The sequence below is a fragment of the Corynebacterium sp. AOP40-4SA-5 genome, assembly GCF_052377355.1.
In the GTDB taxonomy this organism is placed as follows: domain Bacteria; phylum Actinomycetota; class Actinomycetes; order Mycobacteriales; family Mycobacteriaceae; genus Corynebacterium.
On the sequence record NZ_JBQSWS010000010.1, the window covers coordinates 1 to 22335 of the forward strand.

Consider the following 22335-nt stretch of genomic DNA (forward strand, 5'->3'; position numbering starts at 1 on the left):
CGGCGGATCGACCGGGGCGTCGGTGACGACCACACCGTCGGCGTCGGCGTAGGCGATGTGGCCCGGGGTGAAGTCCACCCCGCCGAAGCTGACGACCACGTCGCGCTCGCCGGCGCCGTCCTTGGCGGACTTGCGGGGGTTGGTGCCCAGGGCCTTGCAGCCGAACTCCATGCCGCCGACCGCGGCGGAGTCGCGGATCGCGCCGTTGATGATCACCCCGGCCCAGCCGTGCTCCACGCCGAACTCGGCGATCATGTCGCCCATCAGCGCGGTGTGCACCGAGGCGTCGCCGTCGACGACGAGCACGCCGCCGGGGTTGTCCTCCTGCAGGATCTTCTTGACCAGGCCGTTGTCCTGGAAGCAGCGCACGGTGGTGACCGGCCCGCAGAAGTCGGTGTGTCCGCCGAGGTCACGGAACTGGGTGTCGCAGCTGCGCACGTCGGCGCCGATGACGTCGACGAGGTCGGCGGTGGGGATGAAGGTGATGTTGTTCATGGTGGCTCAGCCTATCGTGTGACGCCGTCACGCACGCCCGATGTGCGGGGCCGCCCATGTGGCGATCGTCTCCCCGGCGCGTTGGGCCGAGCCGCGCACGGTGAGCAGGTGGTCGGTGTCCTGCAGGCTGATCATCGACTTCGGCCATCGGGCGGCGTCGAGGATGCGGGACGCCTCGGACACCGGCACGGTCTGGTCGGTCGGGGAGTGCAGGACGAGCAGCGGCGCGCCGACGCCGGCCACCGCGGCGACCGCGGCGTCCTGCGCGGAGGCGTCCGCCAGGTCGGAGAGGAAGTCGTGGGAGACGGCGACGTCGCGCCCGGCGAGGTGGACGGTGCGCACCTCGCCGGGACGCATCGCGGCGCAGGCGTCCTGCAGGGAGCGTGCGGCGGACGCCGGACGCAACGGCGCGCCGATCGTCGCGACCGCGGACAGCGACGGGATGCTCCCGGCGGCGTGCAGGGCGGCGGCCCCGCCGAGGGAGTGGCCGACCAGCAACGACGGTGCGGCGAGGCGGGCGTCCAGCCAGGCCGCGGCGGCCTGCAGGTCGGCGACGTTCGAGCTGAACATGATGTCCGGGAAGTCGAAGCGCAGGCAGGCGATCCCGGCGCGCGCGAGTGTCTTGGACACCCGGAAGGCCGCCGGGACCTGACGGTTGCAGGTGAAGCAAAGGGAAGAATCTAACGCAGCAGGTAGACGTACTACACCACCCGCAAACCACCCCGCCCATCCCTCAACGATCCCGCAAGAGCACCGATAGCGGCCCGCGATCCCTCAAGATGCCCCGGCAGGAAGTGCGAGTAGATCCGGTCCGTCGTCGCGATCTCGTCATGCCCCAGCAACGCCGACACTGCGTGCAACGGCTGACCGCCACCCAGCAACGCCGTCGCATAGGCATGCCGCATCCCATGCATGCTGATCGGGGCCTCGATCCCCGCCACGCGCCGCGCCGCGGTCATCGACGCACTGATCACCGGAGAGGAGACACCGTCGCCCCGAGCGCCCGCGATCACACGATCCTGCGGCTCGCGCATCCACCGCTTCAGATCACGGGCAAGCTCCCGACTGATCGGCACGTAGCGGTCGGATGATGCGTTCTTCAAAGGGCCGTCCACCCCGACCTTGTGGGGGCACTGCCGGGCCACGTGTATCCGCATCCGGTCGAAGTCGATGTCGTGCCCCTCGAGGCCGGCGACCTCCCCGATACGCAAGCCTGTCTCGGAGGCGAGGATGATGCACCGGGCGAGCCATTCGGACGGCGGCAGACGATCCTCCTTCTCGACGCCCTTGACCGTGTACGTCGCCACCCCGCCACGCCGTGCAGCATCGATCAGCATGTTGATCTGTACAGGCGTTGGAACCTGGCGCTCCTGGACCGACTTGAGCTTGTTCGCCATCCCCTTCCTCGCGAGCTTCACGGGGTTCTTCACGATCAGGTCATCGTCTACGGCCTGCTGTACCACGGTGGAGAGCTGGCCAACCCGCAGGCTGATTGTCGAGTCCGCGTACGGCTGATTGTCCGCCCACGGGCGTCCTCGACGGAGCGTCGCTATCCATGAGGTGACGTGCGATTTTCGGAGCCCCCCGATCGGCACATTCGCGAGGGCGCCGAGGTTGTCGATGAGCGACTTCCTGTTCGACCTGGTTCCCCGTGCTACAGCCTGCTCCATCCACTGTTCCGCGAGTTCCTTGATCGTCGTCTCGAGGTCTTGGGGGTTGACGTAGACGCCTTTTGCGACGTCCGCCTTCATCTTGTCTTCGTGGAGCTTGGCGTCTTTCCTAGAGTGGAAGGACAGCGATTTTGTCTCTCCGTCGGGGCCGTACCACCGGGCGACCCATGCCACGGGCTTCCCGTTCTTCGGCTTGCCTGTACGTGGTCGTCTCTGGACCATTGCTACACTCCTGGTGTCTGCTGCTTCGTGGACAATCTCATCGGCCCTCATCGCCCTGCCCGGCGGTGGGGGCCGTTTTCTGTGTAGCTGCTGGCTTAGAGGGTGGCGTTCCACTCCGCCTCGGCCGAGTTGAGGAAGGACATGGCCTCCTCGAAGTTCAGCCGGTAGTCGCCGGGTGCGGATGCCGATTCGAAGCACGCGGTCCCGGAGTAGTTACCGCCGGGGCCGACCTCCACGGTGTCGTAGTTCGCCTCTTCGGTGAACGTCTGGCTGTGAGTCACCCCGTTGGGGTCGGTGAGCTTCCAGTCCATCGCACCGTTCAGGCTCAGTGAGTCGTCACCTGTCACCTCGAAGCTCACGTCGACGCAGAGGTACTCTCCGCCAAGAGCGCTTGTGGAGGGGCGCAGGTTGCTGGCGGTGATGTCGGCCTTGTCGGTGTGGACGGTGTCGCCGAGCTGCGCGGCACCGTCACCGCCCTCGTTACCCTCGGCCTGGTCCTCACCGCCGTCACCGTTGTCCTGGCTGTTGGACGAGCTGTCGGAAGTGCTGGAGTCGTCATCGTCGCCGCCGCTGAGCGCGGAAGCGAGGATGATGATCACGACGATGATCAGCAGGATGATGAACCACACGCGCTTGTAGAACGGCTTCTTCTCCGGCGTGGCCTGCTGCGGGGGCTGGCCGTACTGTGGCTGCTGGGGGTTGGTCATGGTAGGTCTCTCCTCTTGAATGTGTCTCGCCACGTCATAGCGAGGTGTGTGGTGACGCCGATTTCCTCGGCGATCTTGTGGATGTCTGGCCCGTAGGCCAGTTCCGCCTTAGCGTATGCCATCGGGGGTATCAGCAGGTGTGAAGCCTCTCTATTGGCTCGATCTTCCACCGCGTCGTCACCGTCGCACAGGTCATCGTGGGCGACATGGGACAGCTCATGAGCGATGGTGCTCTTCGTCTGTGCGTCGCTCATGCCGTGGCGGATACTGACCCTGCCGTCTTTCCATGCCCCTTTCGGTCCGCCGATGTGCCAGCGGACTGGCCGCCCGGTGCGCCAGCGCACCAGGTGGTGGAGGTGGTTAAGGGAAGGGGTCTGCACCTTCTTCCTCTCGTCCGGCGTCTTCGTCTGGGCTGCTGTCCGCCGCATAGGTTCCGGGTTCCCAGTCGAATGGGCGGACAGTTCCATCATCATCGTCGTCGTCATGGACACTTGGGGGAGTCTCAGACTGTTCTGACTGGTCATTCGTAGTGCCACCGGGGGTATTTCGACGTTCTGCAAGCTCGTCGACGGGGGTCTGGAACACCTTGTGGGTGCCGGGGAGCTTCATGCGTTCGAGGACGTGGTTGGCGATTGCCTCCTCACTGAGCGACCAGATGGCTGTTTCGGGATCGACGGTCTTTGCCCACTCCTCGTCGAGGTACCCGGTATCGACCAGTGCCCGGACGGGCGACTTGCTGTATCCCTCGGCGATCTTGATAACGACCTCGGCAGAGAACTGGTGCCGGTTGATCTGGTTGGCGACCGTGCGGAATGAGACATCGGCATGTCGGCCGATCTCGCGGGCACTGTCGCCGGCGGTGATGGCTTCGAGCCATTTCATGTGTTCCATGTGAACCATTCTAGTTCATGATGTCAGGGTGTGCAACTTTGGTTCACGCCGTGACCTGCACGAACAAAAAAGTTTGCCTCACGCCTTGCCAAGTCGGTTCAACTCGTGCCATGATGGTTCACAACGAACCGGAGAGGTTCGACATAGGCCACAGAAGCATTCACGTCACAGGAGGTGACAACACACAACATGGACTACCGACTCGACCCCCAGGTCCTCGATCTCGCCAAGGAAGTCACTGGCGTCGGCGGCGATGAGGAGCTGGGACAGAAGCACCTCGGTAAGACCGGCAGCACAGTTCGGAACTACCGGACGGGGAAGACCACTCCGCCGATCGGCGTGCTGATGGTCCTTCGGAAGCTCACCGGCCGTCCGCTGGACCAGATGTTCCTCCCCGTGGCGACTCCAGCCGCCGCGTAACCCCCACATACAGAAAGGAGGCCCGGGAATGCAGTCCCAGGCCAACACCCACACCGTATCAGACGACACGTACACCCCGTCGCGGGAGTCGAAGATCATGGCCGCTGCCGGCATGAAGATCGCCGCCTCGGACGCCCGCCTCATGGCGAACGAACTCCACCGCGAGGGCAACCTGCCGGCCGCTGCCGCGATGCGCACCTTCGCCGCAGAGACCGAAGCCAAGGCCAAGAAGATGGAGGAAGAAGCATGAGCAACGTCATCAAGTTCGCTCCGGGCGCGTCCCCATTCGACAGCTTCAAACGCGGCCGTGAGGACGGAAGCGAGTACTGGACAGCCCGCGACCTCATGCCCCTGATGGGCTACCCGCGGTGGAACGAGTTCAAGGTCCCCCTCGATCGGGCGATGATCTCGGCTGGGGCACAGGGGCACGACGTCGATGACCTTTTCAGGGGATCGGCTGAAAAGACCGGAGGGCGCCCCCGCGAGGATTATGAACTGTCCCGTTTCGCCGCGTACCTCGTCGCTATGAACGGTGACCCGAATAAGCCGGAGGTCGCCGCCGCACAGGGGTACTTCGCGGTGCAGACCCACGTCGCTGAGACTGCGGCGCCCGCCATCCCGCAGACGTACTCCGATGCGCTCCGTGCCGCTGCGGACGCCTCGGATCGTGCCGAGCTGGAAGCTGCCCGCGCGGATGCCGCGGAGAAGAAGTCGGCTCGGCACCAGCAGGCGCTCGACATTCAGGCGCCGATGGTCGCCAAGGCTGCCGCGCACTCCGGTGTGGACAAGGCGATCGGCCGGCAGCAGTTCGCCCGCCAGGTCCAGCAGTTCGGTGATACCCGCGGCGCCGACATCAAGCAGAACGACGTTTACGAGCTCCTCGGCAGGCATGGCATGACCGTCCGCGGCGACCGGCAGGACAACGGGCACATCACCGCCCAGGCCCGGCGCAACGGCTGGGGGTGGAACGAGACCGGGGTGAGCGAGAAGACCGGTTACGAGTTCACGAAGCCGCTGATCAAGAAGAAGGGCCAGGACATCGCCTGGAAGTGGGTCCAGAACGACTTCGAGACCTACGGCGCAGCACTCAACCCGCGGAAGGCGGCATAAGCAATGAGCAAGGACTACATGTACCGGGCGAGGATCACCGAGTACCCGGAGTTTGAGGAATACATCGCGTTCGATGACCGCGGAAGGTACGGCGAGAACAACCAGAGGCGCCATGAGGAGTGGTCGCGGCCGGTCGGGTGGAGGGCATCTGCCGACTACATCGAGCACTACGGGACGAACAAGTTCTTCGAGCCTCGGACGGAGCGGTGGTACAAGTCCCGCTCCTCGGCGGCGGATCGTGTGAAGCTCCTGGGCTCGATGGGGTATCGGGCAATCGTGCAGCGGTCGGCGCCGGTGGTGTGGCCGCGGGGTCATGCGTCGAAGGTCGAGGTGTCGGAGTCTGCCGCGGTGGTGGATGCGATCCGAACGCTTGTCCGCGCCGGTGTCGTGAAGTCTGCCGACGACCTGCTGTAACCCCCTGGTCACCTGCATGGGGAAGTGCGGGTGACTCGCTCCACCGCCAGTTTGCTGGCCGGCCCCGTCGTGGGGGAGTGGGAGCACTAGACCCTCGTGGTCATGAGTATTTGAAAACTGAACAGTGGAAGTCGCCAGAAGATACTGGCCCAGCCGGGTGGACATGTCCCCGGTGCAACCCCCGATCGTGACCTGTCCGGTCGGGGTGATGGGCAACCCCTCAACGAGGGGAGGAACCCCCGACGTTACGGCGTGGGGGAGGGAAACGAGGGCGACGTTAAACGCTAGACAGCCCTGCCGCGGACGTGGTCCGCCACCGTCGTCATGGACGAGCAGGGCACCAGGGCGGGGCGTGAATCCCGGGGTCGGAAGTCCTCCCCGGAAAGCGCGCTCATGACCGGCGGCCAAACCTCCGCTGATGAGGCGTCCAGCTGCGCCCCGCCCCTTGAACCACCCACGTCGCCGTCGGCGCAGTCTGCCAGGACCATGCGCGCCGACGACGACACCGACCAACCCCCTGAATAGGAGAAGGCCATGACCTCACCTTACAGACCACCCCTGATGATCACCGTCGACGAGGCCGCCAGCCTGATGTCGATGACCCCTAAGGCCCTCTACGGGCAGATCTACCGCGGCACCTCCGGGCTCATCGTCCGCCGGGGCGGCAAGACCCTCCGCGTGTCCCTCAAGTCCGTCCTCGCCGTCGCCGGCATGACCCTCAGCGAGTACATCGACTGGCAGGGCGAAACCGCGGGGGCACCCCGCACGAAGATCCGAGGTGCAGCATGACCCGCCAGATGACCGACAAGGAACGACTGATGCACTCGATGGTCAACCACCCCGCAGGCAAGTCCGGCCCGGCCCGTCCCGCGCCGGGATGTCACCGCAAGCCTGACGAGGCCGACCCGTACACCACTCCGGCGGACGTGCTGGAGCATGACCGTGCGTGGCAGGTCGCCCAGGGGATCATGTTCGGCATCGGCGCCCTGGGCGTGGTGCTGCTCGTCCTCGTCGTCCTCATCACGGTGTTCCGGGCGGTGATCGGCCCGTGGTGATCGACGACCGCACGTACTGCGCAGTGATGACGGGGCGTGACTACGTCGCCGTCGCCCGCATGATCGACCGGGCCCGCATGATCGCGCACGACCGGGAAGCGCAGACCCGCCTGGAGCGCCGAGCTGCGCGCCGCCTGGAGCTGGTGCGCCGCGACGTCAAGGACGACGGCACGGGCCGCGTCTGGGCGCGCACGGACATCGCGGCGGGGCAGGGCCTCGTCCGCTCAACCCAGGGTCACGCCCGTGACGCTGTGGCCGCCACCCGCACCCACATCAAGGAGATGAACCGATGAGCGCTATTCAAGAAGCCCTGGCACTGCGCCAGGCGAACGCTGACCGCGTGGTGTTGCAGTCCGCGGTCCTCAAGGAGCTCAAGGCTCGCCACGATGAGGACCGGGCCCGGCTGCAGGAGGACATGTCCCGTGGCGAGAAGCTGACGGCCCGCGCTGATGATGCGTCGCTCGGCACGGTGAGCTACTCCGACCCGAAGCCCAAGGCGACGGTGACGGACCGCGCCGCCCTCCTCGGCCACGTCGCCGAAACCCAGCCGGACGCGATCGGCCTGCGGATCACGAACATGCCCGCCGCCCTCGCCGTCCTCGAGGAGCACGCGCCGGAGGTGCTGGAGCCCGCGCTGGAGCAGCACGTGGAGGCGCAGTGCCTGCGTGACGCGCTCGGCGGGGAGCAGGTGCCGGGCGTGGAGGTGTCGACGGGGTCGCCGGTGATGTCGGTGCGTGCGTCGCAGGCAGGCAAAGATGCTGCGGCCGCTCTGGTCGCGGGGAGCCTGGCCCTGGCCGTGCAGCAGGAGCTGGAGGCTGGCGATGAGTGACAACACCAGGGCAATGCGGCAGGTCGTCCACTTCTTCGACCCCGACCACCCGTTCGCCCTCCCCACTGGGGATAGCAGTTTCGTGCACTGCCTGATCCGGGCGGTGTGTAAGGCCGACGAGCGTAACCGCGACCGGCTCTACGCCGCCTATCCCGCGATCGTGTGGGCGGTGCAGGTCCTGCAGTACGACCTCGACGGCTACACCAAGGTCGTCAAAGCCATCACCGAAGAAGAGGAGGCCCCACTGTGACGAAGGAACTCGCGATCCGCGACGACCAAGACGAGTTCGACGAGCGCCAGGTCGCCGCCCTGCAGCACATCGGCATGGGCGGCGCCCACCCCGGCGACCTCGCCGTGTTCTTCCATCAGTGCAAGCGCACCGGCCTGGACCCGTTCGCCCGCCAGATCTACATGATCGCCCGCCAGGGCAAGCAGACCATCCAGACCGGCATCGACGGGTTCCGCCTCATCGCTCGCCGCGCCACCGACCGGTCCACGGGCACCCTCGGCTACGAGGACACGCAGTGGGCTGACCCGAACGGGCAGTGGCACGACGTGTGGCTGTGGAACGAGCCGCCGGCCGCCGCCCGCGTCACCGTCGTGCGCGACGGCGCCCGGTTCCCGTCGATCGCCCGGTTCATGGAGTACGCCGGCCGCAAGCGCGACGGGCAGCTGAACCAGATGTGGTCGACGAGGCCGGCACTGATGCTCGAGAAGTGCGCGGAGGCCCTCGCGCTGCGCAAGGCGTTCCCGCAGGACTTGTCGGGCTTGTATACCTCGGACGAGATGCAGCAGGCGACGGTGATCGATCATCAGCCGCCCGCCCCGTCGAAGGCGAAGATGCCGCCGAAGCCGGATCCGGACCGTCAGCTGACGGAGGATCAGCGGGTCTTCGCTGAGCAGATCGAGGGCATGACTGATGTGCAGGCCCTGCGGGGGCTGTGGCGTGATGCGCAGGCCCTGGACATGGTCAGTGAGTTGGCGTGGCGTGCGGTGGCGGTGGAGAACCTCGCGGAGCGCGCCGGACGTCTGGACGGCGGAGAGGAAGACACCCCGCCCGACGACGGTATTGAGACCGTGAATCCGGAGGTGGTGACCGATGGAGACGTCACCGACTGAACCGCTGAACCCCGTCGCCGTCGAGCGTCGGATCCTCGAGCTGTCGAATCTCATCGCCCAGGGCGTGAAGCAGGTCACCGACCACCTCCGCGCCTACCGCCAGGCCGACGCCACCTACGACCGGGCCAAGGCCCACGCGCAGCTCGCCGCCGAGGGCAAGACCGTGGCGGACCGGGAGGCGGAGGTGGAGCTGGCGACGGTGGCCGAGCGTGACGCGAAGGACGTTGCCGAGGTCGCGTATTCGCACGTGAACCGCAGGGTGAAGGCGTTCGAGCGGGAGCTGGACGCGATCCGCAGCATCGGCGCGTCGGTCCGGTCGATGTACTCCGTCGCCGGACGCGGGGAGGGCGCCTGATGACCAAGCAGCGCATGCCCCAGCACGTCGCCGACACCGTCATCGACCGGGCGGACGGCGCGTGCGAAGCAATGATCCGCGGAGTGTGCACCGGCGGGGCAGAGCACCTGCACCACCGGATGATGCGCTCCCAGGGCGGCCGGCACACGGTCGAGAACCTGGTGGGCGTCTGCTCCACCTGTCACCGATACCTGCACGCCAACCCCACGTTCGGCTATAAGTCCCGGCTGCTCATCCACTCGTGGCAGCCCGTCGAGTGGCCACCCCGCTACTACCGGGGGATCTACACCCCACCAGAGGAGGAATGATGACGAACATCACCGCACTACCGCCCCCCATCTCGCTGGACGCTCAGCTGCCCGGCGGCGACTGGGGGTTCACCGAGTACGCGACCATCACCGAAGAAGGCGATGAGGTGGCGCACCTGACCGACCGCCCCTTCGACCCGTCTGGCCACAGCGCCCGAATGGGGCTCGAAGAAGGATCTAGCGTCGCCTACGAGAGCTTCATCCTGTCCGTCTGCGGGTTCACCACCGACGGGGATGGGACTGAACGAGTCGTGGTCGTCATGGGGGAGGGCGGGATCGCCCTCGACCGCCACCTCATCTGCCGGCCGGAGATCCTTTCCCCGGTGACCACGTGGCGATTCCGCCGGAACACCGCACCCTTGCGAGTCGGGAATGTTCTCCCCGAACAGGGGCAGTGGCTCTACGTCATCCGCAACTCGCAGCAGCGGATCATCTACATCGGCATCAGCGTCAACGCGCCCACCCGGTGGACCCAGCACCAGGCGGACAAGCCCTGGTTCGTCCAAGCCGCCACCTTTGAGCGGATTTGGTACCCCACCAGGTCAGCGGTTGAAGCTGCCGAGGCCCATCTCATCGCCCTTGTCAGGCCGCCGTACAACACGACCCACAACCCCGACAAGTCCCGTTCCGGCATGCCAGGAGGGTAGGCGATGACATGGTTCAAGGCAGACGATCAGTTGTCCCGGTCGAAGAAGGTTCTTCAGATCCCGCGACGGTATCGGATGCAGGCGATGGGGCTCTGGATCCTCGCCGGAACGTGGTCGGCCGGCGAGCTGACGGACGGGTTCATCCCCGGGCACATGCTCGACGAGCTCGGTGCCACGAAGGCCGTTGCGGCCCGTCTGGTGGCGTCCGGACTGTGGCGCGAGGTTCCCGGAGGGTTCCTGTTCAACTCCTGGAGCGAGTTCCAACCGAGTTCGGACGATGTCAGGGAGAAGCGCGCACGTGACGCCGAGCGCAAGCGGGAGGCCCGCGAGAAGAAAGCCGCAGAGCAGGAAAAGAGCCGTGACCAGCACGGTGACAAAAATGTCCACGCGGACGCCGAGCGGACAGGTAGCGGAGTCCAAGCGGAGTCCGAGCGGAGTCCGCAGAATGTCCGTTCTACCCGACCCGACCCGACCCGACCCGACCTCTTGTTCTCTAACGAGAACAAGAATGGTGCAGATCGCCCGAAGCGGGGGAACCGGTTCGATGAGTTCTGGGATCGGGTGCCGAAGGGCCGGAAGTCGGGCAAGGACGACGCCCGCACCGCGTACGCCGCGGCGGTGAAGCGGGTGAAGGATGAGCAGGTTCTCATCGACGGGATGGAGCGGTACGCCAACGATCCGAACCTCCCGGCCGAGAAGCAGTTCATCAAGCTGCCGGCGACCTGGCTGCGTAAGGGGTGCTGGACCGACGACCCGCTGCCGGCACGCCTGTCGACCGTGGACTCCCGGACGGATAACACCTTCGCCGCCTGGGGTGGTTCACGGGCGGCGGCCGAGGAGCTCGGCATCGACTGGGATGCCCCGCCAACGTCCGCCACCGTCGACGGTGAAGTCGTCGACGCCGAGATCGTGAGGGAGCTTGGAGCATGAGCGCATTGACGTACCACGACATCGCGTCGGTGGTCCTGCAGGAGGTTCGCAACACGTATTCGAACGGTCGGAAGCCGGATGAGGACATCACCCGGTCCTGGGCGGCGGCGTTTGAGCGTGCCCGTCGGGTGTATCCGGCGATGGTGTGGCGTGAGGCGGTGACGGTATGGGCGGTGTCGAACAGTGATCCGCCGTCGCCGCATGACGTGATCACGGCGGCGGGGCAGGTTGTCGATCAGTGGCAGCTGGACCCGGAGCGCAAGCGGCAGCTCGAGGAGTTCCGTGCGCAGCGTCTGGAGGCGAAGTTCGGCGCCGGCTATGGGGCTCGGGAGTCGTTGCCGGCGGGTGATCGGGGCGAGTTGGAGTCGTCGGAGTCGCGTCGGTCGTGGCGTGAGTTGCGGGCGGAGATCGGTAGGCGCGCCCAGGATCGGCGTGTTTCGGAGCAAGGCGCGGCGGGTCGAGGTGACCTGTTCGCGGACATGAACAAGCAACCCGGGGACGCCCCGGAGAACGGAAGTTAGACATGGCACAGATCAGCATCACCGGCACCCTCGGCAAGGACCCGGAGGGCAAGACCAGCAACGCGGGCAAGACGTTCGCCCGGTTCTCGCTGGCGTGGTCGGAGTCGAGCAAGGACCAGCAGGGCAACTGGCAGGACGGGCCCACGCAGTGGATCCAGGTCACGTGCTTCGGGCGGGTGGCGCAGAACCTCGTGGCGTCGCTGCACAAGGGCGACCGGGTGAACGTGGTGGGCCGGATCAAGCCGGAGGCGTGGTCGTCGCAGCAGGGCGAGCAGACGGTGCTTGCCCTGGTCGCCGACAGCGTGTCGCCGGATCTGACGTTCGCGTCGGTGCAGGTGCAGAAGAACCCGAAGCAGGGCGGCGGTGGGTACGGCGGTGGTCAGCAGCAGGGTGGTTTCGGTGGGCGCCCGCAGGGCGGTGGTGATCCCTGGAACTCGGCCCCGCAGGGCGGTTTCGGCGCCGAGGGGGACGAGCCCCCTTTTGAGTGAGGGGCTGATCTGACGGTCCCGAACCCTCGCACCCCCACTCCACACACCACCAACCCCGTTCAGTCGCTCTACGGCGCCACTGGGCGGGGTTCTGCGTACCTCACGCCCGAAAGGACCACCCACCATGACCATCTGCGCCCGCCCACGGTGCGACCGCGCCGCCAGACGAGGCCACGACCTGTGCCAGACGCACCTGTACGCCACCGGCCAGTTCAAGCCCCGCGTCCCCGTCCAGCCCGTCCGCGACCACCTCGCCGCCTGCGTCGACGGCGGGGCGACGTACGGCGGCATCGCAGTCGCCACCGGAGTCTCCAAGGTCACGATCATGCAGCTCATGGGCCGCTACGAGTACCGCGACCAGCGCCGAGTCGGTGCCGATGTCGCCGAGAAGCTGATGCGAGCCACCCCGGACATGTCCCGGTTCGTACCGGCCTGGCCGTACACCCGCCGCGTCCGCGCCCTGCGCGCCGCCGGGCACACGATCAACGCCATCACTGCCCACATCGGCCTGTCGGTCTGCACCATCATCGACCTCAGTGACGGCAAGTACGACCGCCTGCGCGACGTCACCGCCGAGACCGTGCGGGCGGGCTACGAGTCCATGTCAGCGTGGCCGGTGCGCCCCATCAATCCCCGCACCCTCGCCCGCCAGTGGGCCCCGCCGATGGCCTGGCAGGACATCGACGACCCGGACGAGGACCACACCCCACCGCCAGGCGCAGTACAGGCCGCGGGGCCCGTCATGGCCGCGATGCTGGAGCTCGTCGGCGAGTACGGCATGGAGCCCGCTGCGGACGTCGTCGGCGTGTCACGGGAGACGATCCGCAAACCCCTCGCAGGGGAGCGGCAGTTCATGCTCAAGCGGTCGGCCCTGGCGATTCTGCGGGCACAGTCCGCTCTGCGTCGTGGGGCGGTGGCGGCATGACCGGCTGCAAGCATGGGCACCCGTCCGATGATCGCTACCGCAGGGGCCGCGGTGACCTGGCTTGCCGGGGCTGCGACCGGGACCGCACCAACCGCGCCTCGGCCCTGCGAGCGGCCAGAAGGGCAACCGACAACGGCCCCTGGCACGAGGTTGAGCCGCGCACGTCGTGGCTGCCGCGTGCGGGGTGCCGCGATGTTGACCCCGACGAGTTCGACGTGGGCCTGAACGTATCCGGATCCGCGCCACCCGCCGCCCGCATCGACGCGATGTGGGACCAGGGCAAGATCTGCGAGTCCTGCCCCGTCCTCGCGCTGTGCGCCCGCGACGCCATCGCCCACGGTGACATCGCGATCGTTCGTGCTGGTGTGCCGATCGTGGCGAACGCGGATCTTGCGTGGCGGAAGATGGAGCGTTCTGCTCTGGCGGCGATGGCGGCGACGGATGATCCGGCCGGGACCAGGCGTACGTGGCGCACGGCTGCGCACCGTACGTCGGATCGGCGCCGGGCCGAGCGCAAGGCGAAGCAGGACGCAGCATGAGGATGTTCCGCACCGATCGTCGCGCCCTCCTCGCCGTCGCCGCCACGGGCGCCTGCCAGAGATGGCACGCCCGTGACTTCGTCGCCGACGGTCTCGCCCTCCGCGCCTGCCACGGCCGCGGTCCCCACGACTGTGGTCACGGTTGCCCCGGCTACGGCCGGCATGTCCTCACCGCCCACGGCCAGCACCTCGCCTGGCTCCTGCGCACCATCAGCGACGAGCTCGCGCAGGACACCGCGCCGCCCATGACCCAGCTCGCCATCCCGGGGGTCGCCGCATGACGACGTGGACCATGCCCCTGTCGTACGACAAGCCGCCGCTGACGCTGAATCAGCGCGGGCACTGGGCGAAGACCGACGCGCACCGCAAGGCGCTGCGCGCCTGGTCCAAGGTCGCCGCCCGGAAGATCGGCATCCCCACCGGGCTGGGGCACATCACCACGCGCCTGCACTACCGCGCACCAGACCGCCGACGCCGCGACGAGGACAACCTCATCGTCACAGCAAAACCCCTGTGGGACGGGCTGGTCGACGCCGGCATCGTCCCAGACGACACCAGCGAATACATGACCAAGCTCATGCCGAAGATCCACCCACCATCGCCAGACGGTCCCGCCCTCTGGCTCACCATCACGATCGGAGCCCCACCATGACCCACACCGTGTGCGACGTTGTCCCGTCCGGCCGTCCTGACCCCCGCGACCCGTACCGGGAAGGCGAGGTGCGCATGCCGCACCCGCACTGCCCCGCCTGCCGGGAATGGGCCGAGGAGCACGGCGCGGACTGGGACGAAGCGGCCGAATTCTACGACCTCACCCTCACCGACGACGGCGAATGGGTGGAAACTCCATGACCCGCTGCATTGACTGTGGCGATCCCCTGGCCGATCAGCTTGCCGTGCACCCAATGTGCCGGGCGTGCTGCCAGATCGCCGTGCACATCCTCGGCGATGTCGATGCCCGCGTCCGCCAACTCGAAGGACACCCCGCATGACCCGTTTCCGCCCGCAACCCATCCGCCGCCCGCGCCAGCGGTTTCACCTCTGGGCCCTGGCCAGGTTCGTGCGTGCGAGGTCGGCCTGGCGGACGGACACGCTGCCCCAGGAACAGCCGTCGTCGTGGACGATGCCGTCGCAGGCCTGGCATTCCCACATGCGGTGGGCGCCTTCACCGGTGCCGCCGACCCAGCCGGGGCGGAACGCGCCCCGCACTGTCCAAGGGTGCCCGTTGGGGCACTGGTCGGGGTGGGTCTCAACCCACACCCACCGATCATTCTTCGAATCCATGTTCGACACACTACCCCGAAAGGCCAGATCATGACCATCACCGCAGCCCAAGCCCAGACCCTGCTCGACACCGCCACGGACGGCATCTGGACAACTGACCGGGATGATCCGGACGACGCGTTCCGCATCCTGTCGATCCGCAAGGAGGGGGACCTGATCACCAGAACGCCTATCGCAGACGACGTCCAGACCGACGTCGACGCCGCCATGATCCTCTCCGCCCCGGATCTCGCCCGCACCGTCATCGCCCATGCGGAGTACATCGCCAAGCTGGAGAACGCCGTAGCCACGGCGGCCGCCGTGCTCGACCCCGACGCAGGCACCTCGTGGGAGGCAGACCAGTGACCGCCCTCGAAACCCTGCTGACCCTGACCCTGCTCATCGTGGTGCCGTGGTGCGCGTGGTCTGCGATCGACCTGGTCGCCCTGCGCCGCGACGTGCGTGCCTGGGACTTCGACCTGGAAACCGAGGCCGACCATCGCCGCTCGCTGGGCCGGCGTCACGTCGAGCTGATGGCCCGCGTCGGCGTCCTGGAGGACGCCCGCGACACGTCCTCCGACATCGACGTGCCGGACGTCGACGACCACCCGGACGCGCCCGACACACCCACCACCCCGACGTACCGGCCCGTGCCGGCCGACTTCTGGAGGAACCGATGACCGACCAGACCGACCAGGGCCGCCCCTCCTGCTGCTGTGGTGTGTGCCCTGAACTCGTCGACGGTGGTGTGGACTGCACCTGCCGAGATAACCCCCGCTGCCCGAACTACCAGGAGATCAGCATGCCTGACCAGACCACGACCGTGACCGACGATGCCATCCGGAGGGCGCACGAATGGTGCGACCTCCACTGGCCCACGGACGAGAATCGGACCCCGATGGCGGATGTCATCCGCCACTACCGCGCCACCGTCCCCGCCCCGCCTGCGACCCTCGCCGACGAACTGCGGGAGTGGGCCGGGTCCACCCCGGAGGAGGGCGCGCACTGGGACGAATGGGACGACTTCAACGCCCTCGCTGATCGTGTGGAAACCGTCGAGGAGGAGAACGAGCGGCTGATCACAGAGGCGGGTTACGCCCGTGAGGCATACGCCGGTCAGGGTGAGGCCCTGAAACTCTCTCATCAGGAACACGTAGAAGCCCTCCGCGAGGTGGCCCGCCTGTCCAAGGAACGCGAAGGCCAGGAGAAGGCGCTTCACGAGCACGGACGCCTGCTGTCCGAAGCCCGCGCAGAGCGTGACGAGTTCCAGAACGAGATGATCAGTTCGGAACGGAAGCAGGCGAAGCTGGAAGCCGAGGTGCAACGGCTGACGACAGAACTGGGCCGGAAAGAAGCTAGTAGGCAGCACTACATCCGACACGCTCAGACATCGTCTGACGACCGGGAGAAGCTTCGCGCCGAGGTGGAGCGGCTGAAGAGTGAGGTCAACGCATTCATCGACGCTCACGTGGTCAATGCCGCTAAGGCCACTGCCCTGCCCGACCCCGCATGACCGCCGCGCACCACGAAAGGAACCAGGAATGAGCAACGTCACCCGCGCCACGCTCGTCATCAACGAGACCTACGCCGACGAGTACGTGAAGATGCACATGACCCCGCCGAAGGTAGCTGCTGCTCTGGATGACGCAGGCTGCCTCGCCCCCGACCTGCAGATCATCCGCACGCCCGCCGAACTCGAAGCCCTCGACCCCAGCACCCTCCTCGTCGACTGGGAAGGCGACGTCCACAACGCCGAAGACTGGCTCGCCAACGGCTTCGCCCTCCACGACGGCCACGTCCTCGCCATCATCCCCACCGAACCCCTCCGCCAAGCCTGCGAAGACGAACTCCCGGAGGACGACGACCAATGACCCCCGAAGAAGCACGAGCCCTCGAACCCGGCACAACCCCCGGACCGTGGGAAGCATACGACCCCGGCGACGGAACCGCCCGCCTGTACGCCGGTGAGGGCGATGATTCCCGACTCCTACTGCACAACGTCGACAGCGACCCCCACACAGCGTGCGTCTACTTCACCCGCGAGGACGGGGAACTCATGGCCGCCGCCCCGGACATGCGCGCCACCATCGCCGCACTCGAATGGGAGTACCGGGTTGAGGCATCCACGCACAACGGTTGGCACTCGGTCACCAAATGGTCCGAGGAGTGGCCCCTGCACGACAGGTGCACGCCGCACGACAACGAGAGAATCGTCCGCCGCCCTGTCGGCCCCGTGGAGGTGGTGGAGTGATCGCGCACGAGCCGATGGACCAGACCACCCTCAACATCATGGAGGTCTACCGCCGTCAGGTCACCGACCTGAAGGAACGACTGCACTACTCGGAGGAACGACGGCAGTATGCCGAGGACAATTACGAACCGGAGCGGCAGCGGGTCGACAGCCTCCGGGAGGAACTGAAGACCCAGCGGGACCGAGCTGAAAGATCCAGAGCGACAGCCATGGAGATGGAACAGAAGGTCGCCAAGCTCGAGGGCGTCATCGAGTCGCTGAAGATCGAACTCCAGGACGAACGAGCCGCACACACCAAAACCAAGGAGGGCAGCGATGATCGATGACCTTGCTCACTGGCGGAACAAGGTAGCCGAACGGGCAGCGAACTGGATCATCAACCACATCTCCACACCGAAGTACAGGCAGTTCCTGTCCGGCGTCTACCGCTACGGACTCGATGCCACAGCCAGAGACGTCCACGAAGGTCGGCCCCGACCCCAGCACTGGAAGACGTACATCGAACCGGTGCTATCCGAGAACGTTCTATTCAGAGACGCTGCCGACAACCTGTTTACGAGCATGGACCGTAGATACCACCCGAACCCCGCCACCGAGCGGGGTTCTTCTCATTAGGAGCCGCGAATGACGACACCGGACGAACTCCGGACCATGCTGCAGTCCCTCGCCGAATACTGCGCCCTCATCGAACAAGACCTCCAGGACAGTGCGTACCCCGCCGCCGCGTCATCCAACGCCGGCGCCCGCCCCATCGGCCCCAAGGGCAAACCCCCATGCTCGATCGTCGACCTGGACTTCATCATCGAGGACGTCGCCCCCCGCATCAAAGGCTGGTGCTTCAACCTCCAGGAATCCGCCCACATAATTGGACTCCCCGTGAACCAGCCGTTGAACGTGTGGGTCGCGTGGCTGTCACGCCACAGGGTGACGCTGCTCGATCAGGACTGGGGAGAGGACGCCGCCGACGAACTCACCGACCTCACCGCTCAGCTCCGTGACCGACTCCACCCGAACCCGGACACCAAAAGGCCCGACGTGGGGGAGTTCGCCACCGCCGAGGACATCGCCCACGCCACCGGCCGCAGCGTCGCCAGCGTGAAGAAGTGGTGCCAGCGCAACAAGGTTGAGCACTGGGACATCGGGGGAGTGAGACAGTACCGCACGAGCCAAGTGCACTACCAGTACGAGCACCACAAACTGGCTTGACCGAATGTCCACCTCTCGTTGTATAATCGTGACAGCACATAGTGACCCCGACGATCGGCCCCTGTATGAGGGTTGGTCGCCGGGGTTTCTGCGTGTCAGAGGATTGTGGTGATCCTTGTTGGTGTTGTGGGCGCCGGGCGACGCGTTGAGCCATTGGCTCCGCCGCCCGGTGCAGGCACACACCCCACGGTCGGCGCCAGTCGGTGGCACCCGCAGCAGCCCACCCGGCTCCTTCACGCGTCCTCGTCACACGCACAGCTGCGGACGATCCAGGTTCGATACCTGGGCCGATCACGGAACCTCCCGCTGAAACACGCGGCAAGGTCCAATTCCCACGAGACCCGACGGGGACTGCTGCACGGTTAGGTGACATCTGATCTGACTTACCCCGACGGGGTGGGTCTGGAAGGATGTTGCTGTGCCTAAGCCTTACCCGAAAGAGTTCCGTGCTGATGTGGTCCGCATCGCGCGGAATCGCGAGTCCGGTGTCTCGCTCGAGCAGATCGCGCAGGACTTCGGGATCCATCCGATGACCTTGCAGAAGTGGCTCCGCCAAGCTGATATCGACGAAGGCATCAAGCCAGGACAGTCCAGTACGGAGTCTGCCGAGTTGCGGGAGCTACGCAAGCGCAACCGGCTTCTGGAGCAGGAGAACGAGGTCCTGCGTCGGGCTGCAGCGTATTTGTCGCAGGCGAACTTGCCGGGAAAATGATGTACCCGCTCGTGAAAGAGCTCGCCAGTGACGGGGTCCCCGTGACGGTGACGTGCCGGGTCCTCAAGCTCGCCCGCCAGCCGTATTACCGGTGGTTAGACACCCCGATCACCGAAGCCGAGCTGATCGAGGCATATCGGGCGAATGCCCTGTTTGACGCTCATCGTGATGACCCCGAGTTTGGGCACCGCCTGCTGGCTGACGAGGCCCGTGACGCCGGCGAGGTCATGGCCGACCGAACCGCATGGAAGATCGCCTCAGCTAATGGGTGGTGGAGTGTGTTCGGGAAGAAACGCGGCAAGAACGGCAAAAAGCCCGGGCCTGCGGTTCATGATGATCACTGCCTCGTCACGGACGAGGACGGCCGCGCCCGACATGAGTTCACCGCCCAGGCGCCGAACCAGCTCTGGCTGACCGATATCACCGAGCACCACACGAATGAAGGCAAGCTCTATCTCTGCGCGATCAAGGACGCGTTCTCGAACCGGATCGTCGGCTACTCGATCGACTCCCGGATGAAGTCCAGTCTCGCCGTGCGTGCGCTCAAGAATGCTCTCGCGATGCGCGAGAACACCGCAGGATGCATCGTTCACAGCGACCGCGGATCGCAGTTCAGATCCCGCAAATTCCGGCGCCGACTAACCCGCCACGGGCTGGTCGGCTCCATGGGACGGGTGGCTTCCTGCGGTGACAACGCGGCGATGGAGAGCTTTTTCGCCCTGCTGCAGAAGAACGTCCTCGACCGCCGCAGATGGGGCAGCCGAGAGCAGCTACGCATCGCGATCGTGACCTGGATCGAACGGACCTACCACCGGCGTCGCCGGCAAGCAGGACTCGGCCGATTGACGCCCATCGAATTCGAAACCAAGATGAACACACCACTGGCCCTCGCGGCCTGACTAACCGCTGTCACCTAACCGTGCAGCAGTCCCTTGAACCGCCCTCTCAGCCGTACTGCCGCTTACCTTGGCTCACGCTTCCGCAAGTTCTAGAAGCTCCTCGACATCAACCTTCTGCTCTGGGTCAGCAACGGCACCGCTGAAAGTGATGCCCTCATTCTCTAGGATGACCTTCGGGTCACGGTGATCCTCAGAATCATCCCACCGGAAAGCATCGGCAACGCGCCCGTCGGAAGTCAGAACTCGGTAGGGATGGGGACATTCTCTACAACTAGCGACATGGTTGGCTAGCGGCTGAGGTGCTGTTCCTACTGCCTCGGCAAGTGCGGCATAGGTAGTCCAACGCCCCATGGGGAGCGCAGCAAGGGCACGATGCAAAGTGCTCCAATCAAAGCCACGGCGATCCGAGCGTTGCCAGCGCTTCACGGTATCGATAGCTTCGTCCGAGGCCTGGGGCAGGGGCCAGACTCCGATGGCCTTTGCCGCGAGGCATTCACCACGCGCAATCATTTCCCTCTCGGTCCATACCTCTAGGCCACCAAGACCCGTGTTCAGACGAAGAGGGCTCTCACGGAACCCGCCCACCATGTCGCGCTTCTGAGCGAAGGGTTTGTCCTGGTACTCGGAGTTGTACCCCGTAAGTGTCAGGTTCCCGAGCGTGTGGAGGAACTGCTCGTGAACTCGCTGCCAGTCCTCACCGAGGTCCTGGCGCCAGGCAGCGGAGAGATTCTCGTTCTGCGGCATAATGTGCTCGATCGTGTACTCAGCGACTGAGATTGGCTCCTTTCGTCCTTCATTCTCCAAGGAGCGCAGCAAGAACGCGGTGCGGGGGAAGTGGTACAGATCTGCAGTGCGCAGAGAGGCCGCAAATTCTTCATCTCGCGGGAACCGCTGCGAGGCAGTGAGGGTGAGGAAGCGTGCCGCGATGCTCTCCACGTAGTCCGTTTCACTAATTGTTGTTCCAAGCTGAGCAAAGGTTCCTCTGAGTGTGTTCGTGGGGATCTGGCAGACGGCACGTCGGAGAATGTAGGAAGTTGCCATCGCCACGATCTGCAGCACCTTATCCTCGTCGATCACTCCGTTCTCGAGGTCTGCGTAAACCTGCAACAGGAACGGATGCACGACTGTAGCCCGCAGCTGGTCCAGGTCACGAAAAGCCCGCGCGAGACGGGGTCGTGCCTCCCCGCCGAGCGCGAAGGCAGCGTAGTAGCCAGCGTGCCGGTGGAGATCTTCGACGAGTTCCCGACGGGTTCCGCCTTCTTTCTCTCGACCGAGAGCGAACTCCTTGAAGGCTTCGTAGAGCTCTCCCTTGCGCAGCGTGCGGTCTCGCGTTCGGTAGGTGAGATAGTGACGTACAAAATCGTCGAAACGTCCGTCGTCAGTATGGGTGAATCGCTGCTCCATAGGGAACCAATACTGCTCGTAGAGCGCTGACTGCTCACGTGGAAGCACGTCCATCAGCACGAAGTTGCGGATGAGATCTGCCTGGGACAGCTTCTTGCCCGTCGAGTTCATCGTCTCGAACACCAGTTGCGGGTCGTCCTTGCCGCGGCTGAGGCTGACGTCAACGATTTCCAGCTTCTTGAGACCGTTGCAGATATCGACCAGATCCACTCCGTCGGACTCCAGAAGCTCGCGGAAATAGGCGATATTATCGAGGACCCGCGAGGTCGACGAATCCGGCAGTGGAGTGCGGTCTATAACAGCTTTCAGGGCTTCTCTGTCAGATCGAGAAAGTACCAGCTTATAGCGGCGTTCTCCGTCTTCATCGTCGTTTATCAGGTAGCGGTTGCGGATCTTGCGCGGAGAGAAACCTTCAACAGGTTCGCGTTCGCCTTCCGGTTGCAATTCAAGCCGTTCAGCGAGCGCAGCCAAGAGCAGCATGATCGTAGTGACCCGCTGCTGGCCATCGATGAGAAGATCTGGCTCGGTTGTGCTCCGCGTACCCTGATCGCGCTCCACGTAGACGACCGAGCCCGTGAAGTGACTGTCGAGGCTCACGCTGCGCCCGGCATGGAGGACGTCGGAGCAGAGCCGACTGCACTCAGATTCTCCCCACGAGTAGACACGCTGATAGATCGGGACGATGAACTGTGTGCCAGAACGTGATAGCAGGTCCAACAGGTTCGCATTGTATGCCTTCATGAGTTCACCTTCGCAGATCGAACCGACTCGTGGTGCTGGAAAACCGCACCACCACGAGCTTTCGTCAGAGGTGAACCGGGAGCCGTCCCGGTGGTCGTGGTCATAGGGGTGAGTCTACCGAGGGGACCGGACAGGAACGGTGCGACACCCTTATTCTGTCTCGAACAAATCTCACCACGAAGAGCGTGAGACGCACTGCCGACGAATCATCTCG

38 protein-coding genes are annotated in these 22335 nt (G+C 65.6%); 30 read left to right on the forward strand and 8 right to left on the reverse strand.

What is annotated here, in order from left to right:
• From rraA to ACT3S3_RS07685, 6 genes are all read right to left on the reverse strand, one after another.
• A partial coding sequence (gene rraA / locus ACT3S3_RS07660; RefSeq protein ID WP_444614832.1) for a ribonuclease E activity regulator RraA occupies positions 1-495 on the reverse strand: 495 nt, incomplete at its 3' end.
• Positions 496-522: 27 nt separating this feature from the next.
• On the reverse strand, positions 523-1125 hold the full coding sequence (locus tag ACT3S3_RS07665; RefSeq protein WP_444626568.1) for an alpha/beta hydrolase family protein: 603 nt from the start codon (positions 1123-1125) through the stop codon (positions 523-525).
• Between the two features lie 71 nt (positions 1126-1196).
• Positions 1197-2339 (reverse strand): tyrosine-type recombinase/integrase, encoded by a 1143-nt coding sequence (locus tag ACT3S3_RS07670; RefSeq protein ID WP_444626570.1) that lies wholly within the window; start codon positions 2337-2339, stop codon positions 1197-1199.
• 143 nt (positions 2340-2482) lie between these two features.
• Positions 2483-3094 carry a DUF4352 domain-containing protein gene (locus tag ACT3S3_RS07675; RefSeq protein WP_304043196.1) on the reverse strand — a complete coding sequence of 204 codons (612 nt, stop codon included), beginning with the start codon at positions 3092-3094 and terminating at the stop codon, positions 2483-2485.
• Positions 3091-3567 (reverse strand): ImmA/IrrE family metallo-endopeptidase, encoded by a 477-nt coding sequence (locus tag ACT3S3_RS07680; RefSeq protein ID WP_444626671.1) that lies wholly within the window; start codon positions 3565-3567, stop codon positions 3091-3093. Before ACT3S3_RS07680 ends, ACT3S3_RS07675 begins: the two co-directional genes overlap by 4 nt.
• The gene (locus ACT3S3_RS07685; protein WP_444626673.1) at positions 3455-3985 is read right to left on the reverse strand and encodes a hypothetical protein; all 531 of its coding nucleotides are present in this window, start codon (positions 3983-3985) and stop codon (positions 3455-3457) included. Before ACT3S3_RS07685 ends, ACT3S3_RS07680 begins: the two co-directional genes overlap by 113 nt.
• Positions 3986-4174: 189 nt before the next feature.
• Between ACT3S3_RS07685 and ACT3S3_RS07690 the strand changes: the two genes are divergently transcribed.
• The 21 genes from ACT3S3_RS07690 to ACT3S3_RS07790 all read left to right on the forward strand — a co-directional run bounded on the left by ACT3S3_RS07690 (position 4175) and on the right by ACT3S3_RS07790 (position 14497).
• On the forward strand, positions 4175-4405 hold the full coding sequence (locus tag ACT3S3_RS07690; RefSeq protein WP_444626571.1) for a transcriptional regulator: 231 nt from the start codon (positions 4175-4177) through the stop codon (positions 4403-4405).
• 28 nt (positions 4406-4433) lie between these two features.
• Entirely contained in the window at positions 4434-4655 is a 222-nt protein-coding gene (locus ACT3S3_RS07695) for a hypothetical protein (protein ID WP_304043188.1), read from the forward strand.
• Positions 4652-5515 (forward strand): hypothetical protein, encoded by an 864-nt coding sequence (locus ACT3S3_RS07700; RefSeq protein ID WP_304043185.1) that lies wholly within the window; start codon positions 4652-4654, stop codon positions 5513-5515. Before ACT3S3_RS07695 ends, ACT3S3_RS07700 begins: the two co-directional genes overlap by 4 nt.
• Before the next feature lie 3 nt (positions 5516-5518).
• Positions 5519-5929, forward strand: a complete 411-nt coding sequence (locus tag ACT3S3_RS07705; protein WP_444626574.1) for a hypothetical protein — start codon at positions 5519-5521, stop codon at positions 5927-5929.
• A gap of 534 nt (positions 5930-6463) precedes the next feature.
• Positions 6464-6718, forward strand: a complete 255-nt coding sequence (locus ACT3S3_RS07710; RefSeq protein ID WP_444626575.1) for a hypothetical protein — start codon at positions 6464-6466, stop codon at positions 6716-6718.
• A complete protein-coding gene (locus ACT3S3_RS07715; protein WP_444626576.1) occupies positions 6715-6984 on the forward strand; it encodes a hypothetical protein in 270 nt (89 codons plus the stop codon). The genes ACT3S3_RS07710 and ACT3S3_RS07715 overlap by 4 nt, the downstream gene beginning before the upstream one ends.
• 26 nt (positions 6985-7010) lie before the next feature.
• On the forward strand, positions 7011-7277 hold the full coding sequence (locus ACT3S3_RS07720) for a hypothetical protein (protein ID WP_444626578.1): 267 nt from the start codon (positions 7011-7013) through the stop codon (positions 7275-7277).
• The gene (locus ACT3S3_RS07725) at positions 7274-7813 is read left to right on the forward strand and encodes a hypothetical protein (RefSeq protein ID WP_444626580.1); all 540 of its coding nucleotides are present in this window, start codon (positions 7274-7276) and stop codon (positions 7811-7813) included. The genes ACT3S3_RS07720 and ACT3S3_RS07725 overlap by 4 nt, the downstream gene beginning before the upstream one ends.
• Positions 7806-8063 (forward strand): hypothetical protein, encoded by a 258-nt coding sequence (locus ACT3S3_RS07730; protein ID WP_444626581.1) that lies wholly within the window; start codon positions 7806-7808, stop codon positions 8061-8063. The genes ACT3S3_RS07725 and ACT3S3_RS07730 overlap by 8 nt, the downstream gene beginning before the upstream one ends.
• A complete protein-coding gene (bet, locus tag ACT3S3_RS07735) occupies positions 8060-8932 on the forward strand; it encodes a phage recombination protein Bet (protein WP_444626583.1) in 873 nt (290 codons plus the stop codon). The genes ACT3S3_RS07730 and bet overlap by 4 nt, the downstream gene beginning before the upstream one ends.
• Complete coding sequence (locus ACT3S3_RS07740) at positions 8913-9287, forward strand: hypothetical protein (protein ID WP_444626585.1); 375 nt, start codon at positions 8913-8915, stop codon at positions 9285-9287. Before bet ends, ACT3S3_RS07740 begins: the two co-directional genes overlap by 20 nt.
• Complete coding sequence (locus ACT3S3_RS07745) at positions 9287-9595, forward strand: HNH endonuclease (protein WP_444626586.1); 309 nt, start codon at positions 9287-9289, stop codon at positions 9593-9595. Before ACT3S3_RS07740 ends, ACT3S3_RS07745 begins: the two co-directional genes overlap by 1 nt.
• Positions 9595-10242: a GIY-YIG nuclease family protein gene (locus tag ACT3S3_RS07750; protein ID WP_444626588.1), complete on the forward strand. Its 648-nt coding sequence runs from the start codon at positions 9595-9597 to the stop codon at positions 10240-10242. Before ACT3S3_RS07745 ends, ACT3S3_RS07750 begins: the two co-directional genes overlap by 1 nt.
• Before the next feature lie 3 nt (positions 10243-10245).
• Positions 10246-11172, forward strand: coding sequence for a hypothetical protein (locus ACT3S3_RS07755; RefSeq protein WP_444626590.1), 927 nt, complete (start codon positions 10246-10248; stop codon positions 11170-11172).
• Entirely contained in the window at positions 11169-11693 is a 525-nt protein-coding gene (locus ACT3S3_RS07760; RefSeq protein ID WP_444626591.1) for a hypothetical protein, read from the forward strand. Before ACT3S3_RS07755 ends, ACT3S3_RS07760 begins: the two co-directional genes overlap by 4 nt.
• 2 nt (positions 11694-11695) lie before the next feature.
• Complete coding sequence (locus ACT3S3_RS07765) at positions 11696-12181, forward strand: single-stranded DNA-binding protein (protein ID WP_444626592.1); 486 nt, start codon at positions 11696-11698, stop codon at positions 12179-12181.
• 124 nt (positions 12182-12305) lie between these two features.
• Positions 12306-13106 (forward strand): hypothetical protein, encoded by an 801-nt coding sequence (locus ACT3S3_RS07770; RefSeq protein WP_444626594.1) that lies wholly within the window; start codon positions 12306-12308, stop codon positions 13104-13106.
• Positions 13107-13321: 215 nt separating this feature from the next.
• A complete protein-coding gene (locus ACT3S3_RS07775) occupies positions 13322-13645 on the forward strand; it encodes a hypothetical protein (protein WP_444626596.1) in 324 nt (107 codons plus the stop codon).
• A gap of 2 nt (positions 13646-13647) precedes the next feature.
• Positions 13648-13926, forward strand: coding sequence for a hypothetical protein (locus tag ACT3S3_RS07780; protein WP_441582805.1), 279 nt, complete (start codon positions 13648-13650; stop codon positions 13924-13926).
• The gene (locus ACT3S3_RS07785) at positions 13923-14297 is read left to right on the forward strand and encodes a hypothetical protein (protein WP_444626598.1); all 375 of its coding nucleotides are present in this window, start codon (positions 13923-13925) and stop codon (positions 14295-14297) included. The genes ACT3S3_RS07780 and ACT3S3_RS07785 overlap by 4 nt, the downstream gene beginning before the upstream one ends.
• A complete protein-coding gene (locus ACT3S3_RS07790; protein WP_444626600.1) occupies positions 14294-14497 on the forward strand; it encodes a hypothetical protein in 204 nt (67 codons plus the stop codon). Before ACT3S3_RS07785 ends, ACT3S3_RS07790 begins: the two co-directional genes overlap by 4 nt.
• A gap of 183 nt (positions 14498-14680) precedes the next feature.
• On the opposite strand, the gene ACT3S3_RS07795 is transcribed toward ACT3S3_RS07790, so the two are convergent.
• Positions 14681-14854, reverse strand: coding sequence for a hypothetical protein (locus tag ACT3S3_RS07795; RefSeq protein WP_444626602.1), 174 nt, complete (start codon positions 14852-14854; stop codon positions 14681-14683).
• 105 nt (positions 14855-14959) lie between these two features.
• On the opposite strand from ACT3S3_RS07795, the gene ACT3S3_RS07800 reads away from it, so the two are divergent.
• The 9 genes from ACT3S3_RS07800 to ACT3S3_RS07840 all read left to right on the forward strand — a co-directional run bounded on the left by ACT3S3_RS07800 (position 14960) and on the right by ACT3S3_RS07840 (position 19976).
• Positions 14960-15274: a hypothetical protein gene (locus tag ACT3S3_RS07800; RefSeq protein ID WP_444626604.1), complete on the forward strand. Its 315-nt coding sequence runs from the start codon at positions 14960-14962 to the stop codon at positions 15272-15274.
• On the forward strand, positions 15271-15588 hold the full coding sequence (locus tag ACT3S3_RS07805; RefSeq protein WP_444626606.1) for a hypothetical protein: 318 nt from the start codon (positions 15271-15273) through the stop codon (positions 15586-15588). The genes ACT3S3_RS07800 and ACT3S3_RS07805 overlap by 4 nt, the downstream gene beginning before the upstream one ends.
• A complete protein-coding gene (locus tag ACT3S3_RS07810) occupies positions 15585-16421 on the forward strand; it encodes a hypothetical protein (RefSeq protein WP_444626608.1) in 837 nt (278 codons plus the stop codon). The genes ACT3S3_RS07805 and ACT3S3_RS07810 overlap by 4 nt, the downstream gene beginning before the upstream one ends.
• Positions 16422-16449: 28 nt before the next feature.
• Complete coding sequence (locus ACT3S3_RS07815) at positions 16450-16779, forward strand: hypothetical protein (RefSeq protein WP_444626610.1); 330 nt, start codon at positions 16450-16452, stop codon at positions 16777-16779.
• The gene (locus tag ACT3S3_RS07820; RefSeq protein WP_444626611.1) at positions 16776-17159 is read left to right on the forward strand and encodes a hypothetical protein; all 384 of its coding nucleotides are present in this window, start codon (positions 16776-16778) and stop codon (positions 17157-17159) included. Before ACT3S3_RS07815 ends, ACT3S3_RS07820 begins: the two co-directional genes overlap by 4 nt.
• Positions 17156-17485, forward strand: a complete 330-nt coding sequence (locus ACT3S3_RS07825) for a hypothetical protein (protein WP_444626612.1) — start codon at positions 17156-17158, stop codon at positions 17483-17485. The genes ACT3S3_RS07820 and ACT3S3_RS07825 overlap by 4 nt, the downstream gene beginning before the upstream one ends.
• Positions 17475-17774, forward strand: a complete 300-nt coding sequence (locus ACT3S3_RS07830; protein WP_444626613.1) for a hypothetical protein — start codon at positions 17475-17477, stop codon at positions 17772-17774. Before ACT3S3_RS07825 ends, ACT3S3_RS07830 begins: the two co-directional genes overlap by 11 nt.
• A 9-nt stretch (positions 17775-17783) precedes the next feature.
• On the forward strand, positions 17784-18365 hold the full coding sequence (locus tag ACT3S3_RS07835; RefSeq protein ID WP_444626615.1) for a hypothetical protein: 582 nt from the start codon (positions 17784-17786) through the stop codon (positions 18363-18365).
• Between the two features lie 418 nt (positions 18366-18783).
• A protein-coding gene (locus ACT3S3_RS07840; protein WP_443410448.1) for an IS3 family transposase occupies positions 18784-19976 on the forward strand; the annotation gives its coding sequence in 2 pieces (ribosomal slippage) (positions 18784-19068 and positions 19071-19976; 1191 coding nt in all).
• A 72-nt stretch (positions 19977-20048) separates the two neighbouring features.
• Here the strand turns inward: ACT3S3_RS07840 and ACT3S3_RS07845 are convergent.
• A complete protein-coding gene (locus ACT3S3_RS07845; RefSeq protein ID WP_444626617.1) occupies positions 20049-22121 on the reverse strand; it encodes a GmrSD restriction endonuclease domain-containing protein in 2073 nt (690 codons plus the stop codon).
• Positions 22122-22335: the final 214 nt, after the last annotated feature.